The sequence below is a fragment of the Methylobacterium sp. 10 genome, from assembly GCF_000519085.1.
GTDB lineage: Bacteria > Pseudomonadota > Alphaproteobacteria > Rhizobiales > Beijerinckiaceae > Methylobacterium.
Map to the genome: position 1 here is coordinate 4086687 of NZ_KI912577.1, position 16713 is coordinate 4103399.

15 protein-coding genes are annotated in these 16713 nt (G+C 67.5%); 8 read left to right on the plus strand and 7 right to left on the minus strand.

The features are described 5' to 3' along the window. Positions 1 to 339: 339 nt before the first annotated feature. Complete coding sequence (locus K368_RS0119270) at positions 340 to 1512, plus strand: zinc-dependent alcohol dehydrogenase (RefSeq protein ID WP_027173760.1); 1173 nt, start codon at positions 340 to 342, stop codon at positions 1510 to 1512. Positions 1513 to 1576: 64 nt separating this feature from the next. Here the strand turns inward: K368_RS0119270 and K368_RS0119275 are convergent, their stop codons facing one another. Together K368_RS0119275 and K368_RS0119280 are read right to left on the minus strand one after the other, a co-directional pair. Further along, positions 1577 to 2857 carry a D-serine ammonia-lyase gene (locus K368_RS0119275; RefSeq protein ID WP_051440093.1) on the minus strand — a complete coding sequence of 427 codons (1281 nt, stop codon included), beginning with the start codon at positions 2855 to 2857 and terminating at the stop codon, positions 1577 to 1579. A gap of 87 nt (positions 2858 to 2944) precedes the next feature. After that, a complete protein-coding gene (locus K368_RS0119280) occupies positions 2945 to 3409 on the minus strand; it encodes an Lrp/AsnC ligand binding domain-containing protein (RefSeq protein WP_027173762.1) in 465 nt (154 codons plus the stop codon). Between the two features lie 159 nt (positions 3410 to 3568). Here K368_RS0119280 and K368_RS0119285 point away from each other — a divergent pair, with 159 nt between their 5' ends. Further along, positions 3569 to 4579, plus strand: coding sequence for a 1-aminocyclopropane-1-carboxylate deaminase (locus K368_RS0119285; protein ID WP_027173763.1), 1011 nt, complete (start codon positions 3569 to 3571; stop codon positions 4577 to 4579). Between the two features lie 10 nt (positions 4580 to 4589). Here K368_RS0119285 and K368_RS0119290 read toward each other — a convergent pair whose 3' ends face one another. Continuing rightward, positions 4590 to 5498, minus strand: a complete 909-nt coding sequence (locus K368_RS0119290) for a LysR family transcriptional regulator (RefSeq protein ID WP_027173764.1) — start codon at positions 5496 to 5498, stop codon at positions 4590 to 4592. A 168-nt stretch (positions 5499 to 5666) separates the two neighbouring features. Between K368_RS0119290 and K368_RS0119295 the strand changes: the two genes are divergently transcribed. The 5 genes from K368_RS0119295 (at position 5667) to K368_RS0119315 (ending at position 12385) form a co-directional block, all read left to right on the plus strand. Further along, complete coding sequence (locus K368_RS0119295) at positions 5667 to 7202, plus strand: ABC transporter substrate-binding protein (RefSeq protein ID WP_081739623.1); 1536 nt, start codon at positions 5667 to 5669, stop codon at positions 7200 to 7202. A 227-nt stretch (positions 7203 to 7429) separates the two neighbouring features. Further along, positions 7430 to 8344, plus strand: a complete 915-nt coding sequence (locus tag K368_RS0119300) for an ABC transporter permease (RefSeq protein ID WP_027173766.1) — start codon at positions 7430 to 7432, stop codon at positions 8342 to 8344. Further along, entirely contained in the window at positions 8341 to 9306 is a 966-nt protein-coding gene (locus K368_RS0119305) for an ABC transporter permease (RefSeq protein WP_027173767.1), read from the plus strand. The genes K368_RS0119300 and K368_RS0119305 overlap by 4 nt, the downstream gene beginning before the upstream one ends. Positions 9307 to 9349: 43 nt before the next feature. Next, positions 9350 to 10771: a M20 family metallopeptidase gene (locus K368_RS0119310; RefSeq protein ID WP_027173768.1), complete on the plus strand. Its 1422-nt coding sequence runs from the start codon at positions 9350 to 9352 to the stop codon at positions 10769 to 10771. A gap of 3 nt (positions 10772 to 10774) precedes the next feature. Then, positions 10775 to 12385 carry an ABC transporter ATP-binding protein gene (locus K368_RS0119315; RefSeq protein WP_027173769.1) on the plus strand — a complete coding sequence of 537 codons (1611 nt, stop codon included), beginning with the start codon at positions 10775 to 10777 and terminating at the stop codon, positions 12383 to 12385. A 13-nt stretch (positions 12386 to 12398) separates the two neighbouring features. Here the strand turns inward: K368_RS0119315 and K368_RS0119320 are convergent, their stop codons facing one another. Next, positions 12399 to 12773, minus strand: coding sequence for a hypothetical protein (locus K368_RS0119320; RefSeq protein WP_027173770.1), 375 nt, complete (start codon positions 12771 to 12773; stop codon positions 12399 to 12401). A 58-nt stretch (positions 12774 to 12831) separates the two neighbouring features. Further along, a complete protein-coding gene (locus tag K368_RS0119325) occupies positions 12832 to 13011 on the minus strand; it encodes a hypothetical protein (protein ID WP_018043340.1) in 180 nt (59 codons plus the stop codon). Between the two features lie 243 nt (positions 13012 to 13254). Here K368_RS0119325 and K368_RS0119330 point away from each other — a divergent pair, with 243 nt between their 5' ends. After that, on the plus strand, positions 13255 to 13560 hold the full coding sequence (locus tag K368_RS0119330) for a hypothetical protein (protein WP_036266514.1): 306 nt from the start codon (positions 13255 to 13257) through the stop codon (positions 13558 to 13560). A 13-nt stretch (positions 13561 to 13573) separates the two neighbouring features. Here the strand turns inward: K368_RS0119330 and K368_RS25125 are convergent, their stop codons facing one another. After that, a complete protein-coding gene (locus tag K368_RS25125) occupies positions 13574 to 14218 on the minus strand; it encodes a biliverdin-producing heme oxygenase (protein WP_245259619.1) in 645 nt (214 codons plus the stop codon). Continuing rightward, positions 14215 to 16413, minus strand: a complete 2199-nt coding sequence (locus K368_RS0119340) for a histidine kinase dimerization/phosphoacceptor domain -containing protein (RefSeq protein WP_027173773.1) — start codon at positions 16411 to 16413, stop codon at positions 14215 to 14217. The genes K368_RS25125 and K368_RS0119340 overlap by 4 nt, the downstream gene beginning before the upstream one ends. Positions 16414 to 16713 lie beyond the last annotated feature (300 nt).

The window sequence follows — 16713 nt, forward strand, 5'->3', positions numbered from 1 at the left end:
GCACGCCACGAGGTTAGTCTGCGACGCGTCCTGCACGTCGCAGACTAACCTCGTGGCGTGCCGTCGCTGGGCGGCGGTACTTCCTGCCGAAGCGACGAAGAACCTACGTTTGGCGATGGTATTTTTCGAATTGAATCGTTTGTCTTAATTCATACGGGCCAGATCGCGATATGCTCAAGCTCGAATTTGCTTGATATGGCGCCATCGACATTTCGGAACTCATGGACTCGGCTAGGGTTTTCCTCTGGAGCCATCGGCGACGGGGTTCGGCCCCGCGGCGTCCAGGCCGCCAGGGCGTTCCCCGCGATTGTCCTGACATTCCGGTTTCGAGAGAGCGCGATGAAAGCACTGTGTTGGCACGGCAAGGGCGACATCCGCTGCGATACGGTGCCCGATCCCCGGATCGAGGATGCGCGCGACGTCATCATCAAGGTGACGTCCTGCGCCATCTGCGGCTCCGATCTCCACCTGATGGACGGCCAGATGCCGACCATGGAGAGTGGCGACGTCCTCGGCCATGAATTCATGGGCGAGGTGGTCGAGGTCGGCCAGGGCTTCACCAAGTTCAAGAAGGGTGACCGCATCGTCGTGCCCTTCAACATCAATTGCGGCGAGTGCCGCCAGTGCAAGCTCGGCAACTGGTCGGTCTGCCAGCGTTCGAACCGCAATGCCGAGATGGCGGCCGCCCAGTTCGGCTACACCACCGCCGGCCTGTTCGGATATTCGCACCTCACCGGAGGCTATTCCGGCGGTCAGGCGGAATACGTGCGCGTGCCGATGGCCGATGTGGGACCGATGCTGGCGCCCGAAGGCGTCGATGACGAGTCCCTGCTGTTCCTCACCGATATCCTGCCCACCGGCTGGCAGGGTGCCGAGCATTGCGAGATCAAGGGCGGCGAGATCATCGCGGTCTGGGGCGCGGGCCCGGTGGGATTGTTCGCGATCCAATCCGCCAAGATCATGGGCGCCGAGCGCATCATCGCCATCGACACGGTGCCGGAGCGCCTCGCCCTCGCCCGCAGATACGGCGCCACGGACATCATCGATTTCATGAACGAGGACGTGTTCGAGCGGATCAAGGAGATCAGCAAGGGCGAAGGCGCCGACGGCGTGATCGACTGCGTCGGCATGGAGGCCAGCGCCGGGCACGGCATCGCCGGCATCGTCAATACGATCCAGGAGAAGCTCACCTCGACCCAGCGCCCCTACGCGCTCATGGAGGCGATCAAAGCGGTCCGTCCCTGCGGGATCGTCTCGGTCCCCGGTGTCTATGGCGGCCCGATCCCGGTGAACATGGGCTCGATCGTACAGAAGGGCCTGACCATGAAGAGCGGTCAGACTCATGTGAAGCGCTACCTCGAGCCGCTGACGAAGCTGATCCAGGAGGGCAAGATCGACATGACTTCGATGATCACCCACCGCTCCACCAACCTCGCGGACGGCCCCGACCTCTACAAGACGTTCCGCGACAAGAAGGACGGCTGCGTGAAGGTCGTGTTCCACCCGAACTGATCGCATCGATCCGGATGTGGCCCGGAGCGGGGCCACATCCGAATGATGAGTCCGTCCTTCACCTCTACCCCCGTGACAGGGCGGCCTGGAATTCCGCCTCCGGCAACAGCGCGCCGCCGGTGGTCCAGACCACATGCGTCGCCTGTCCGGCCCCAGTGGCGTCGAGATAGGGTCGGACCGCGGCGAACCCCGCCGCCGCCGAGGGTTCGAGGCGCAGGCCCGGATCGGACCAGAGGCGCTTCACCCAGGCGAACAGCTCGGCATCCGCGATCGTGACCACCGCCTCGATGAGCGGGCCGACCGTGCCCGCTACCAGCATGGAGGCACCGGCCACGGCGAGCCCGTCGGCGGCGGTACGGTTGTCGAGGCCGATCTCGTAGACGTCGACCGGGCGCGACAGGCCGGCGGCGAGCTGCACCAGCATGCAGGGCGAGGCCACCGGCTCCACGAAGACGCAACGGACCGCGTCGCCGAACAGCAGCTTGAGGCCGAGGGTGACGCCGCCGGGCGCGCCGCCGACGCCGCAAGGGAGATAGACGCAGAGCGGGTGGGCCGGATCGACCCGGATCCCGGCTTCATCCAGCTGGCGCCGCAGGTCGAAAGCCGCTGCCGCATAGCCGAGGAACAGGTCGACCGAACTCTCGTCGTCGACGAAATGTGCGTCGGCCCTGCCCTCGAAGGTCGACCGTGCCGCAGCGACGGCGCTGCCGTAATCGCCTTGGTGCTCGACCACCTTGGCGCCGATGTCCCGCAAACGCTGCTTCTTCCACGCCTTGGCGTCGTGGGACATATGGACCTCAACCGCGAAACCCAGCGCCCGCGCCATCACGCCGACGCTGAAGCCGAGATTGCCGGTGCTGCCGACCGCGACCGTATGGGCACCGAACGCGTCGCGGGCTGCCGCCTCCGCGAGCCGGGCATAGGAATCCCCCGGCCGCAGCAGGCCCTTCTCGAGCCCGAGCCGCTCGGCATAGACCAGCACCTCGTAGACGCCGCCCCGCGCCTTGATGCAGCCGGTGACCGGCAGGTCGTGATCGGCCTTCACCCAGACCGCGCCGCCGGCCGGACCCGCGATGGCCTGCGTCATAGGGTCGGCGAGAGGAATCAGGGGCGAGTCGATGCGCCCCGTGTCCAGATCGTCGAAGAGGTGGCGCAGCAGCGGATCGAAGCGGCGCCAGCGCGCCTCGGCCGCCTCCACATCGGCCAGGGAGAAAGCCAGGGTCGGCAGGAATTCGGCGGCCGGCCTGAGATGGGGATTGAGCCAGATGGTGGGACGGGCCTGCCGCACGCTGGCCGGGATGGCATCGAGGGAATAAGCGGGCGGGGTTTCGGCATCCATGCTCATGCGCTCCATTCTCCTGCGTATGTGGTGCTCGGGGCGGCGTCGCGGCGCTCGATGAACCGGCGGGAGGGCGTCACGCAAGCCTCGCCGTCAGAGATCCATCGGCGCATTGTCCACTACCTCCTTCATCACGAAGAACGTCCGCGTCTGCCGCACGCCCGGCAGGGCGATCAGGGTGTTGCTGTGGAGGCGGTTGAAATCCGCCATGTCGGAGACGCGGATCTTGAGGAAATAGTCGAAATCGCCGGCCACCAGATGGCAATCGAGCATGGTCGGCATCGCCTGGGCGGCGGCCTCGAAAGCGGCGAAGCTCTCCGGCGTCGAGCGGTCGAGCACGACGCCCACGATGACGAGGGACCCCCGCCCGACCTTCTCCGGCGCGATCTGCGCATGGACGCCGCGGATGTAGCCTTCGTCGAACAGGCGTTGCGTACGGCGGTGGCAGGTGGCGGCGCTGGTATTCACCCGCTTGGCGACCTCGGCATTGTTCATGCGCCCATCGGCCTGGAGCAGGCGCAAGATCTTGAGGTCGATCCGGTCGAGCGCAGCCGACATGGAAGATTCTTTCGCGATAGCTAGTATCTGTGGACAGTATGGGCGGTATTGCGGCGTCGATGCAAGCCGGGGCCGCTGAAATCGTCCGATCTTCGAGAGCACCTTCCGGTCGTCTTTTGCTAGCGTTCGACCGTCGCCACATCGAGGACGCGTCACACCATGCTGTCGAAATTCGAGCGCTATCCCCTCACCTTCGGTCCGAGCCCGATCGAGAAGCTGTCGCGCCTCACGGACCATCTCGGCGGTGATGTCGAGATCTACGCCAAGCGCGAGGATTGCAATTCCGGCCTCGCCTATGGCGGCAACAAGCTGCGCAAGCTCGAATACATCGTGCCCGACGCCATCGCGAGCGGGGCCGATACGCTGGTCTCCATCGGCGGCGTGCAGTCCAACCACACCCGCATGGTCGCGGCGGTGGCCGCCAAGATCGGCATGAAATGCCGGCTGATCCAGGAAGCCTGGGTGCCGCACGAGGATGCGGTCTACGACCGGGTCGGCAACATCCTGCTGTCGCGCATCATGGGCGCGGAGACGCAGCTCGTGGATGACGGGTTCGACATCGGCATCCGCGAGAGCTGGAAGGCGGCCCTGGAGGACGTCAAGGCCAAGGGTGGCAAGCCCTACGCGATTCCCGCCGGCGCCTCGGTGCACAAGTTCGGCGGCCTCGGCTATGTCGGCTTCGCCGAGGAGGTCCGCGCCCAGGAAGCCGAGATGGGCCTGAAGTTCGACTACATCGTCGTCTGTACCGTCACCGGCTCGACCCATGCCGGCATGGTGGTGGGCTTCGCCGCCGATGGCCGCGCCCGCAACGTCATCGGCATCGACGCCTCCTGCACCCCGGCCCAGACCAAGGCGCAGGTGCTCGACATCGCGCAGAAGACGGCCGCCCTCATCGGCGCCCCCGAGATCACGGCCGACGACGTGGTCCTCAACGAGGATTACGCCTATCCGGTCTACGGCGTGCCCTCGAAGGAGACGGTCGAGGCGATCCGCCTCTCGGCGCGGCTCGAAGCCATGATCACCGACCCGGTCTACGAGGGGAAATCGATGCAGGGCATGATCGACCTCACCCGGAAGGGGTTCTTCCCCAAGGGCTCGAAGGTGCTCTACGCCCATCTCGGCGGCGCGCCGGCCCTGAACGGCTACAGCTACACGTTCCGGAACGGCTGATCGGGACGGTTCACGCCCCGCCGGCTTCCGCCGGCGGCAGGGCGGCCACGAGCTGGCGCAGGAACGCTTCGGCCGCGTGCGGCAGCTTGCGGTCCCGCATCAGTTGGACCTGGATGCCGCGCCGCAAGCTCGCCTGTGACTGGACCGGGATGCAGACCAGTTCGCCGAGCCGCACCGGCGTCTGCACCGAGAGGGCCGACATCAGCGCGATCCCCTTCGTCCGACGCACGAAGGGGAGGAGCGCCGTGAGGATGTTGGAGGTCAGCGTGGGCTCGATGGCGATGCCCTCCGCCCGGCAGGCCGTATCGAAGACGAGACGCGCCGTGGTGTCGAGGGGCGGCATCGCGATCGGATAGGCCTGGAGCTCGTCGATCCGGATCGACGCCCGGCCGGCCAGTGGATGGTCGGGGGCCGCCAGCGCCACCATCTCCACCGTCGCGTCGTAGATCACCGTGACGAGGTTCGTTGGCGCCAGCGCGAAGGTGATGCCGATATCGGCGTCGCCGGCCGCCACCACCTGTGTCACCTGTGCCGGCGGCAGGACCTGGATCTCGAACCGGATGCCGGGATAGCGGGCGTGGAACTCGGCGATGGCGTTCGGCAAGAGGTCGAGGGCGAATCCCTCCGCCGTGGCAACCCGGATGAAGCCGCGCGCAAGCCCCTGTAGTTCCTGGATCTCGGCCGCGACCTGCTCGGCCCGCACCAGGGTCTGGCGCGCATGCCGGGCCAGCAGCTCGCCCGCCGGGCTCAGGACCATCCCGCGCGGACGGCGCTCGAACAGGACGCAATCGAGTTCGGTCTCCAGATTGGCGATCTGCCGGCTGATCGCCGAGGCCGCGACGTTGAGCTGGGCGGACGCCGCCGCGATGGAGCCCGTGCGGGCGACGGCGAGGAAGTAGCGCAGGCCTGACATCTGCATGGTCGCTGTCCCATCCCTCGCCGGCTCCATGACCATTGCCGAAACGGCACGGCAAGCTTCGACAAATTCTACTTGTTGCGATGCAAAATGCACAACATCATGGCACGAGGAAAAAAGCGGCAGGATGGGACTCGAGAGTGTCCGTCGAGATGTCGCGGAGCTGAAGGGATGCAGATCATGGCGAGATACCTTCCCGCGGCAGGCGCCACACTCGCTCTCCTGCTAACGACGTTCAGCGTTCCGGCGCTCGCCGGCAAGGCCAACGATACCCTGGTCTATGCCTCGGATACCGAGCCGGAGAACGTCAGCCCGTATCACAACAGCGCCCGCGAGGGCGTCGTGCTCGCCCGCAACGTCTGGGACACCCTGCTCTACCGCGACCCGAAGACCGGCGCGTATCAGCCGATGCTGGCCACCGCCTGGAAATGGGTCGACCCGACTACCCTCGAACTGACCCTGCGCGAGGGCGTGACCTTCCATAACGGCGACGCGTTCAGTGCCGAGGACGTGGCCTTCACCTTCAATTACGTGCTGACGCCGGAAGCCCGCACGGTGACGAAGCAGAACGTCGACTGGATGAAGTCGACGGAGGTGGTGGACGCCAAGACCGTCCGAATCCACCTCAAGACCGCCTTTCCGGCCGCCCTCGAATACCTCGCCGGACCGACGCCGATCTTCCCGGCCGCTTACTTCAAAAAGGTCGGCCTCGACGGGTTCGCCAAGGCTCCCATCGGCACCGGCCCCTACCGCATCAACAGCGTGGAGAACGGACGCGGGGTGAAGATGGAGCGGAACGCCAAGTATTGGCCCGGCAGCCCCATCGGGATGCCCAAGATCGGCAAGCTCGAATTCCGCGTCATCCCCGATGCCGACAGCCGCATGGCCGAACTCGTCACCGGCGGCATCGACTGGATCTGGCGCGTGCCGAGCGATCAGGCCGACCAGCTGAAGGGCGCTCCCAACGTCTCCGTGCTCAGCGCCGAGACCATGCGGGTCGGCTTCCTGCAATTCGATACGCTCGGCCGCGCGAAGGAGAACTCGCCCCTGAAGGATCCCCGCGTCCGCCAGGCAATCTCCTACGCCATCGACCGCAAGGCGATGGTGGACAACCTCGTCCGTGGCGGCAGCCGCGTCATGAACGCGGCCTGCTTCATCGACCAGTTCGGCTGTACCGACGAGGGCGTGCCGCGCTACGCTTACGATCCGGCCAAGGCCAAGGCGCTCCTCAAGGAGGCCGGCTATCCCGACGGGTTCGAGATCGATCTCGGCGCCTATCGCGAGCGCGACTACGCCGAGGCCGTGATCGGCTACCTGCGCGCCGTCGGCATCACCGCCCGGCTCAACTATCTGCGCTACGCGGCTCTGCGCGACATGATCCGGGGCGGCAAGGTCTCCATCGCCTTCCAGACCTGGGGCTCGTTCTCGGTCCTCGACGTCTCGGCCTTCACCGGCGTCTACCTCAAGGGCGGTGACGAGGACCTGACCAAGGATCCCGAGACCATCGCGGCGCTCCAGGCCGGCGACGGCGCCACCGATCCGGCCGCGCGCAAGGTGAAATATGCCGAGGCGCTCAAGCGCATCGCGGCCCAGGCCTATATCCTGCCGTTGTTCTCCTACTCGACGAATTACGCCTTCACCTCGGACCTCGTCTTCACCGCGCAGCCCGACGAGTTGCCGCGCTTCTACGCGGCGAGCTGGAAGTAACGGTTCCAAAGGCGCCGGCTCTGTCCGCAGACCGCGTCCCTCTCCCCCTTGTGGGGAGAGGCTAGGAGTGGGGGTGGTTGGGCGACCCTCAGTCGGCTGAGGCCGGCGGAGCCACCCCCCACCTCCAACTCCTCCCACGAGGGGGAGGAGGGCCGCGTCGCGACTGGAGCGAACGAGGCAATCCATCAGGATTGGTACGACACGACCCGTAACGAAGGAACCGGCCCATGCTCAGGTTCATGCTGCAACGCATCCTCGTCGCCATGGCGGTCGCCGTGACGGTGTCGGTGGCGAGCTTCATGCTACTGCACCTCTCCGGCGATCTCGCTGCCGCCATCGCCGGCCCCGAGGCCACCTCCGCCCAGGTGGAGGCGATCCGGGTCCAGTACGGGCTGAACCAGCCGATGCTGGCGCAGTTCACCGCCTGGGCCTGGAAGGCGCTGCATTTCGATTTCGGCAATTCGTTCTACTTCCGGGAAAGCGTGGTCGATCTCCTCGCCTCCCGCATGCCGATCACCCTGTTCCTCGGCGTGGTAGCGCTCACCGTCGCCCTGTTCGTGGCGATCCCGCTCGGCGTCCTGGCGGCGGTGAAGCGCGATACCTGGATCGACCGGCTCGCTCTGTCCGTCTCGGTGCTGGGCCAGGCGATGCCGAGCTTCTGGTTCGGCCTGACGCTCATCATGGTGTTCTCGGTGAACCTGCGCTGGCTGCCGGTCTCGGGCAACACGACCTGGAAGCACTTCGTGCTGCCGGCCGTCGCGCTCGGTTACTACGCCATGCCGGCCGTGATGCGGCTCACCCGCAACGGCATGTTGGAGGTGCTGGCCTCGGACTATGTCCGCACCGCCCGCGCCAAGGGCCTGCCCCCGCGAAAAATCCTGATCCGGCATGCGCTCCGCAACGCCGTGATCCCGGTGATCGCGCTCGCCGCCGTGCAGTTCGGCTTCATGCTCGGCGGCTCCATCGTGATCGAGGCGGTGTTCTCGCTCCAGGGGCTCGGGCAGCTCGCCTGGGAGAGCATCGCCCGCAACGACTTCCCCGTGGTCCAGGCGATCGTGCTGGTCCTGGCGATGATCTACATCGCCCTGACGCTGGCCGCCGACCTCCTCAACGCCTTCCTCGATCCCCGGCTGCGCCAATGACCCGTCAGCCGTCCTCCTCCCCGGTGGCTCCCGCCCTCCCCTCCGCCGACCTTCTGGTCCAGGCCGCTCCCCTGCCCGAGGCGAACGCGCCGCTTGCCGCGTCGCGCTCGCCCACCGCGCTGGCCCTCCGGCGCGGTCTGCATCACGGCGGCTTCATGATCGGCGCGGTGATCCTCGGCGGGATCGTCCTCGCGGCTCTGGCCGCGCCCCTGATCGCCCCGCACGACCCCTATGCCCAGGACGTCTCGCGCCGCCTGATCCCGCCGATCTGGAACGCGAAGGGGACGTGGGACCACGTGCTCGGTACCGACAAGCTCGGGCGCGATTATCTCAGCCGCCTGATCTACGGCAGCCAGATCTCCCTCCTCATCGGCATCGCGGCGGCCTGCATCTCCGGCCTGATCGGCACCGTGCTCGGCATCTGCGCGGGCTATTTCGGCGGCAAGGTCGATGCGGTTGTGAGCTACATCGTCACCACGCGCCTCGCCATGCCGGTGGTGCTGGTGGCGCTGGCCATGGCCTCCCTGGTGGGCGGCTCGCTCAAGGTGGTGGTGCTCGTCCTCGGCTTCCTGCTGTGGGACCGGTTCGCCGTGGTCACCCGCGCCGCCACCCGTCAGATCCGCGACCAGGACTTCATCGCGGCGGCCCGCGCCTCGGGCTTCTCGAATGCCCGGATCCTGTTCCAGGAGATCCTGCCCAACATCTTCAATGCCCTCATCGTCGTGGCGACCCTGGAGATGGCCCACGCGATCCTGCTGGAGGCGGCCCTGTCGTTCCTCGGCCTCGGCGTCCAGCCGCCCCTGCCCTCCTGGGGGCTGATGATCGCCGAGGGCAAGCCGTACATGTTCTTCCAGCCCTGGGTCATCACCATCCCGGGCGTCGCCCTCCTCGTCCTCGTGCTGGCCATCAACCTCCTCGGCGACGGATTGCGCGACGTCACGGCCCCCGAGGGGCGGCGCTGAGCGCCCCCTTCCCTCCCATTCCCACCCGACACCGAGCGGATCCATGTCCCGACACGATGCGATCGCGCGCGCCGCGCGCCACTACGACGAGGGCGACTTCCTCAGCGTCCTGCATGATGCCGTCGCCCGCCCCACCGAGAGCCAGACCACCGGGCAATTGCCGGCGCTCCGTGCCTACCTCACCGACTTCCTCATGCCCGCCATCGCGCCGCTGGGCTTTGCCGGCCGCATCCTCGACAATCCCGACGGCGAGCACGGCCCCTTCCTCATCGCCGAGCGGCACGAGGGCGACGACCTGCCCACCGTACTGATCTACGGCCATGGCGACACCGTGCGCGGCTATCCCGAACAGTGGCGCGCCGGCCTCGACCCGTGGGCGATCGTCGTCGAGGGCGACCGCTGGTACGGCCGCGGCACCGCCGACAACAAGGGCCAGCACATCATCAATCTCGGGGCGCTCGAGGCGGTGATGGCGGCCCGGGACGGGCGCCTCGGCTTCAACACCAAGCTCCTCATCGAGATGGGCGAGGAATCCGGCTCGCCGGGCCTGCGCGATCTCTGCCGGGCCGAAGCGCGGGCGCTCGCCGCCGACGTGCTCATCGCCTCGGACGGGCCACGGGTGAGCGCGGAACGCCCCACGCTCTTCCTCGGCTCGCGCGGCGGCTACACGTTCGAGCTCGTCGTGAACCTGCGCGAGGGCAGCCATCATTCCGGCAATTGGGGCGGCCTGCTGCGCAATCCCGGCACGGTGCTTGCCAACGCCATCGCCACCCTTGTCGACGGGCGCGGCACGATCCTCCTCGATGCCCTGCGGCCGCCCGCGATCCCCGAGGGCGTGCGCGCGGCGCTCGCCGACATCGCGGTGGGGACCGATCCCACCGCGCCGACGATCGACGAGGAATGGGGCGAGCCCGGACTCAGTGCGGCCGAGCGCGTCTTCGGCTGGAACACCCTCGAAGTGCTGGCCTTCAAGACCGGCGACCCGGACGGCCCCCTCAACGCCGTGCCGCCCCACGCCAAGGCGACGCTGCAGCTGCGCTTCGTCGTCGGCACCGACTGGGAGAGCCTGATCCCGGCCGTGCGCGCCCATCTCGATGCGAAGGGCTTCCCCATGGTCGAGGTACGCGCTACCCGCTCCGAGGTGTTCCGCGCCACCCGGCTTCCCGTGGAGGATCCCTGGGTCGGCTGGGCGCTGGCCTCCATCGAGGCCAGCACGGGCAAGCGCCCGGCCCTGCTCCCCAATCTCGGCGGTTCGCTGCCCAACGACGCCTTCTCCGAGATCCTCTGCCTGCCGACCCTGTGGGTGCCGCATTCCTACCCGGCCTGCCTCCAGCACGGGCCGGACGAGCACCTGCTCGGGCCGATGAGCCGCGAGGCGCTGATGCTGATGGCCGGCCTGTTCTGGGATCTCGGGGAGACCGGGCCCGGCATCCTGGCCGAGCGCGACGCGAAACGGGAGACCTGAACCATGAGCCAGCCTGTCGTCAGCATCCGCAACCTCACCTTGGCCCTGCCCAAGGGAGCGGACCGGCCGCATGCGGTGGAGGACCTCTCCCTCGACCTGATGCCGGGCAAGATCCTCTGCGTCGTCGGCGAATCGGGCTCAGGCAAATCCATGAGCGCCTACGCGCTCACCGGCCTGCTGCCGCGCGCCCTCACGCCCGTCGCCGGCAGCATCGTCTTCGAGGGCCGCGACCTCCTCACCCTCGGCGAGCGCGACTGGCGGAGCTTGCGCGGGCGCCGCATCGCCATGGTGTTCCAGGAGCCGATGACGGCGCTCAACCCGGTCATGCGGATCGGCGACCAGATTGCCGAGATGTTCGAGGCGCACGGGCTCCTGACGCCGGCCGAGCGAAGGGCCAAGGCCATCGCGCTCGCCACCGAGGTCGGCCTGCCCGATCCGGCCCAGATCGTACGCGCCTATCCGCATCAACTGTCGGGTGGCCAGCGCCAGCGCGCGATGATCGCCATGGCATTGGCGCTGGAGCCGTCGATCCTCGTCGCCGACGAGCCGACCACGGCGCTGGACGTCACGACCCAGGCGCAGATCCTGAAGCTCATCCGCGACTTGCAGCGGCGGCGGGGCATGAGCGTCCTGTTCATCACCCACGATTTCGGCGTCGTCGCGGACATCGCCGATCATGTGGCGGTGCTCCAGCGCGGCAAGCTGGTGGAATCGGGCTCCGCCGACGAGGTCCTGAGGAACCCGCGGCATCCCTACACCAAGGCGCTGCTGGCGGCGGTGCCCAGCATCGTGCCCCCGGAGCGCGACTCACGGGAGGGCGCGCCCATCGCCCTCTCGGCCATCGGCCTGACGAAAACCTACACCTCGCGCCGGGGGCTGTTCGGGCCGCCGCGCATCGTCCACGCGGTCAAGGAGGTGGCCTTCGACGTCCGGCGCGGCGAGACCCTGGGGCTGGTCGGGGAATCGGGCTCGGGCAAATCCACCACGGCGCGCCTCGCCATCCGGCTCATCGACCCCGACCGGGGCACCGTCCGCCTCGGTGCGCTGGATTACACGGCGCTGGGGCCGCGGGCGCTCCGCACCGAGCGCAAGCGTATCCAGATGATCTTCCAGGACCCCTTCGCCTCCCTCAACCCGCGCCGGACGGTGGAGCAGATCATCACCGCCGGCCCGATCGCTCATGGCGTTCCGGCCCGCGAGGCCAGGGCGCGGGCGCGGGAACTGCTCGATCTCGTGGGCCTGTCGTCCAGCGCCGCCGAGCGCTATCCCAACGCCTTCTCCGGCGGCCAGCGCCAGCGCATCGGCATCGCCCGGGCGCTCGCAATGGAGCCCGACGTGCTGGTGGCCGACGAGGCCGTCTCGGCCCTCGACGTGTCGGTCCAGGCCCAGGTGCTCGACCTTCTCGAGGATCTGAAGCAGCGCCTGAACCTCGCGATGCTGTTCATCACCCACGACCTGCGCGTCGCGGCCAAGATCTGCGACCGGATCGCGGTGATGCATCGCGGGGAGATCGTGGAACAGCGGCGGACCGCCGACCTGTTCCGCCGGCCGGACCATCCCTACACGCGCGATCTGCTCTCGGCCGTGCCCGGATTGCAGATGGACGTGGCCTGAAGCGCGAGAGACGTCACTTGCGCCAGGCGTCGATCCAGGAGGTCACCGGCTCGACCACGTAGGAGAGAAGCGAGGTGGCCCAGCCCCTCGCCCTCGCGCCGATCGATGGCTTGCCCTGCCGACGGGCCTCCGCCTCGGCCGCCTGGGCCACCAGCATCGCCGAGACGTACTGGTTCTCCAGGGATTTGCACTCGGCCAAGGCCGCCTTCTGCGCGGCATGGGTCGCCAAGCCGGCGGGTTGCCCGGAGAAGGCCTGCCGCACGCATTTGTGCCAGCGCCGTTCGAGGAGATCGAGATCGACCCCGGCAGCCGGCGCCTCCTGCGCCATAGCCTCTTGAGCCATGCCGCTCGTCGATGCCGCGATGCCCGCCATGAATGCAGCCGCCATCAGGGCGTGAGGTTTCGCCCGGCGCCCAGGTCGCGGATATGTGGCCGGCCGGGGCTGGCTAGCGGGCAAGCGCCCGCGTCTCGTCGAGGACGGCTTCCACCGCAGCGATCGCATTTTCCAGCTCCGCGATGCGGCGCAACGTGCTGTCGGCCGGCATCGTTTCATGCTCCGCCGCTTCCAGGATCAGGGCGCGCTGGCGAGCTTTGAGACGGTCCAGGAGAGATTCGAGCTTAGGCATGAGCCGCACTTAACCGCACGTTGCGCGATCGACAACATTTGTTTGCAAGGAAATTGACGTGCTGTTGGTGGAAACAGACCCTGAAACACAAGATTCCATCGGAGTGTGGCCAAGATGAACTAACGGCTGCGTATTTCACCTCCGCCATCGGGCGTCCGGCGCGGGCGGCTCCGATCCGGCGCTGAACCTTTCCCACGGCCGCGGGTTCACAAAGCCTCGAGGCAACCCCCGGAACCCGTGATCATGTCGAAGACGATGTCCGCCGATTTCAAGAGCCGCCGCGATGCCGAGACCGCAGTCGAGCACATCGTCCAGGAACACGGGATCGACCAGAGCGCCGTGACCATCGCTCCCGTCGGCGACGACAACACCGCCGGGACCGAGGCGGCACGGGCCGATATCGAGGATGGCCGCCTGAAGGAGGGTACCGAGGGCGAACCCGCTCTGGAAGGCGAGATCCGCGTCACCGTCGCGTTCGATGACGGACTGACGGAGAAGGTGATGACCTCTTTCGAGACCTATGGCGGACGCGCGATCGACGCCGCCTGATCCGCCTCGACGATCAGTGCTGTGACGGTCCAGTCTGGCTGGAATCCGGCGGGAGGCCGGTGGTGAGCCAGAGCTTGAGGGCGTCGAAGGTCCAACGGGCGCCCTCGATCACGTGGCGGGGTTCGCCTTCCTTGCCGGATCGGTCGAGGAAGGCTCGGAACGAGGCCCACATCGCCCCCGTGTCCCGCTTGCCGTAGCCCTCGTAATAGGCGCAGCCGCCCGCGGCGATCTCCGCCCCGAGGCTGCGGCGGATGTGATGGGCGATGACTTGGCCGCCAAGGGTCGAGCCTTCCGTGACGTAGAGCGCGCCGAGAAGGCCGGGGCGGGTATGGAAGCCGGTGCCCGCCGCAAAGCGCGGCAGCGCCTCGATCATGTCCTGCGTCAGTCCGAAATGGACGAGGTCGCGTTCCAGCAGGTGCAGCTTGCCGCGCGGCTGCGCGAAGGCAGGCCCGAAGCTTGCGGCGACGGCGGGCTCGAAGACCCGATGGAACCCCCACCAGCGGGTGAGGAGAGCAAGGTATCCCTCCCGCGTCGCCATCCGCCGCCGCCAGTCGAGCCGGTGTTCCAGATCCTCGTGACTGTCGCGTGTTTCCTCGCGGAGCCGTTCGCTCAATGCCGGATGCGCGAGGTCGGTGGGGGTCTGCGCCGCAGGAATCACGGCAGGCCGGCCGGCTCGGGTGCGCCGATCGAGGCTGTCATGATCACCCTCAAACCGGGTTGGTTGCTGGTGTTCTCGATGCTGCCGCCGAGGCGGTCGACCATGGCGTTGAGCATCCGCGTTCCGAAACCGCTCCGCGTGCCGGTCTTGCCCCGGCCCTGATCGGCGACGATCAGCCGGAAACGGTTGCGGTGCTGTTCGAGGCTGATGGCGATCGGCCCGACGGCACCGGCATAGGCATATTTATTGGCGTTGATGACGAGCTCGGTCAGGATCAGGCCGATGCTCACCGCGGAGTCCGTGGGTATGGTCACCGGGGCGAAATCGGTGCTGAACTGATCCGCCCATTCGGGCCCCATCGACGACTTCATCTCCGTGACGAGATCCTCGAGGTAGCGCGCGAGATCGATCATCTCGACATTGTCGTCGCTGTAGAGCCGCCGATGGACCAGGGCCACGGCGGACAGGCGGCGCTGAGCTTCGCCCAGGGAATTGCTGAGATCCGCATTGCCCTCCGCCCTCGCCTGCAGGGACAGGAAGGCCGAGACGAGCTGAAGGCTGTTCTGGACGCGGTGGTTCACTTCCTTGATGAGGTAATCCTTCTGGACCAGCAGGCTCTCCTTGTCCGCCACGGTGGCGGCGAGTTCGCGGTTGAGCTCGCGGATGCGCCGGGTCTGGCGCGCCTCGTACAATTCACGCACGATGCGCTGCGCCGCCTCGATCTCGGGCAGGGTCCAGGGCTTGGCATGGCCACGGACCTCCTCGGTCCAAGCCTCGAAAGAGGCGCGGGGGCTCAGGGTGTCGCCGACGGTGACGGCGGCCTTGTGCGGGTTGCCCGCCCAGTTCACGAGCTCGATCTGCTCGGCCCGGAACCACATCAGGATGATCGGCTCCTCTCCCGACAGGACCACGGCGAGGAGTCCGCTCGCCAGGGCGCGATAGGCGGCCGCGCGCGGGAATCGCTTGCTGAGGGCGTGGGTGTGGAAGGCCTGCGCCCCGCCCACCGTCCGGACCCAGGACGCGATCTCGCGCAGGTCGGCCTCCTCGGCGCAGCGTCCGGTATGGTGGAGATCCCTCGCCTGCAGGATGGCGAAGCCGTCGGCCCCGAGCATGCGGCGCAGATCCTCGCTCGTCTCGATGAGGATGTCGGAGAGCGGCGCTTCGCCCAGGACCTTTCCGGAGACCACGTCCTCGGCGCTACGCAGCTGGAGCCGCTCGCGGTAATTCTCGGCTTCCTCCCGCGACCTGATCTGGCGCGCGACGCTCCCCGCGAGAGCCTGGCAGGCCATCCGCTGTCCGAAGGCGAGGGTGCGGGGCGTGCGGTGGTGGCAGGCCACGAGCCCCCACAGGATGCCGTCCTTGACGATGGAGATCGAGGCCGAGGCCGCCACATCCATGTTGCGCAGATATTGAAGGTGGATCGGCGAGACGCTGCGCAAGTCGATGTCGCTGAGGTCGAGCCGGGACAGCTCCTTCGGCCGGATCGGCTGCGGCGCATAGGCGACGTCGGGGATCACGCGGACACGGTTGCGGATGTAGAGCGCCCGCGCCTGTTTCGGGATGTCGGAGGCTGGGAAATGATGGTGCAGGAAGCTGCCGAGCTCGGGGACGCGACTCTCCGCGATGACCACACCCGCATCGTCGTCGAGGAAGCGATAGACCATCACCCGGTCGAACCCGGTGACCTCGCGGAACGACGCCGCCGCCCGCTCACACAACGTCTTGAGGTCGGCGGCTCGCTCAAGGGCGCTCCCCGCACGGTCGAGCCAACCGAGCAGACTGGCGGCATCGGCCCATTGGGCGGATTGCGGTTCGAGCTGGATCAGCCATTGGCCGTCCTGGAAGCGGGCGGTGGCATCCATCGCCGCGCGCAGGCCCTCGACCCGACCGATCACGATGGTCTCGTCCTGCGGCGCCTCGAGGAGGAGAGCGGCGTGGGACGCCCCGAGGAGTTCGGTTAGCGTCCGGCCGGTCCATTCTGCGGCCAGCATTCCCTCGATGTCGCCCGCGCCACCGACCACCCTCTGGTCGTCGGCATCCACGACCAGCAGAAGCCCGTGCGGCTGGATCGCCCCCGGAATATGGATCGGCTCGCGGTCGCAGACGGTCAGATCGGGACCGAGATCCGAGACGTCGGCATTCCGGCGAGGATCTTGAGCAGGGTCGGCCGTCCGGGTGGCACTCAGTTGCGTCATTCGTTCATTCGGTAACGTAGGTTGATCCTCGACAGCAGCGAGGCCGCTGGGCGATCCCCGCGAGTCTGTCGGCATCGCGGAAGAACGTCCTTCCGCACCACCCGGCTCGCACCTCCTGGAAGAAATCACTCCCCCGGTCCATCGGAGAAGAGGGCGGTTCGCATTGTCCCGCAACCCCCATGGCAGCGTTACGTAACGAAAAGCCGGTGCCCCTCAGGAGGTGGGCTGAGTGTTATTTAGGAACGATCGGCAGCTTTGCCATATCCAACGAGATCGTAGTTTTCCGACAATCAATGTATG

What these genes read in the sequence shown, in the direction of transcription:
- K368_RS0119280 (WP_027173762.1), bottom strand. Translation starts at nt 3,409, where the DNA reads ATGTCGGCTGCGCTCGACCGGATCGACCTCAAGATCTTGCGCCTGCTC.
- K368_RS0119305 (WP_027173767.1), top strand. Translation starts at nt 8,341, where the DNA reads ATGACCCGTCAGCCGTCCTCCTCCCCGGTGGCTCCCGCCCTCCCCTCC.
- K368_RS0119330 (WP_036266514.1), top strand. Translation starts at nt 13,255, where the DNA reads ATGTCGAAGACGATGTCCGCCGATTTCAAGAGCCGCCGCGATGCCGAG.
- K368_RS0119310 (WP_027173768.1), top strand. Translation starts at nt 9,350, where the DNA reads ATGTCCCGACACGATGCGATCGCGCGCGCCGCGCGCCACTACGACGAG.
- K368_RS0119325 (WP_018043340.1), bottom strand. Translation starts at nt 13,011, where the DNA reads ATGCCTAAGCTCGAATCTCTCCTGGACCGTCTCAAAGCTCGCCAGCGC.
- K368_RS0119315 (WP_027173769.1), top strand. Translation starts at nt 10,775, where the DNA reads ATGAGCCAGCCTGTCGTCAGCATCCGCAACCTCACCTTGGCCCTGCCC.
- K368_RS0119340 (WP_027173773.1), bottom strand. Translation starts at nt 16,413, where the DNA reads ATGACGCAACTGAGTGCCACCCGGACGGCCGACCCTGCTCAAGATCCT.
- K368_RS0119295 (WP_081739623.1), top strand. Translation starts at nt 5,667, where the DNA reads ATGCAGATCATGGCGAGATACCTTCCCGCGGCAGGCGCCACACTCGCT.
- K368_RS0119270 (WP_027173760.1), top strand. Translation starts at nt 340, where the DNA reads ATGAAAGCACTGTGTTGGCACGGCAAGGGCGACATCCGCTGCGATACG.
- K368_RS0119285 (WP_027173763.1), top strand. Translation starts at nt 3,569, where the DNA reads ATGCTGTCGAAATTCGAGCGCTATCCCCTCACCTTCGGTCCGAGCCCG.
- K368_RS0119290 (WP_027173764.1), bottom strand. Translation starts at nt 5,498, where the DNA reads ATGCAGATGTCAGGCCTGCGCTACTTCCTCGCCGTCGCCCGCACGGGC.
- K368_RS0119275 (WP_051440093.1), bottom strand. Translation starts at nt 2,857, where the DNA reads ATGAGCATGGATGCCGAAACCCCGCCCGCTTATTCCCTCGATGCCATC.
- K368_RS0119320 (WP_027173770.1), bottom strand. Translation starts at nt 12,773, where the DNA reads ATGGCGGCTGCATTCATGGCGGGCATCGCGGCATCGACGAGCGGCATG.
- K368_RS0119300 (WP_027173766.1), top strand. Translation starts at nt 7,430, where the DNA reads ATGCTCAGGTTCATGCTGCAACGCATCCTCGTCGCCATGGCGGTCGCC.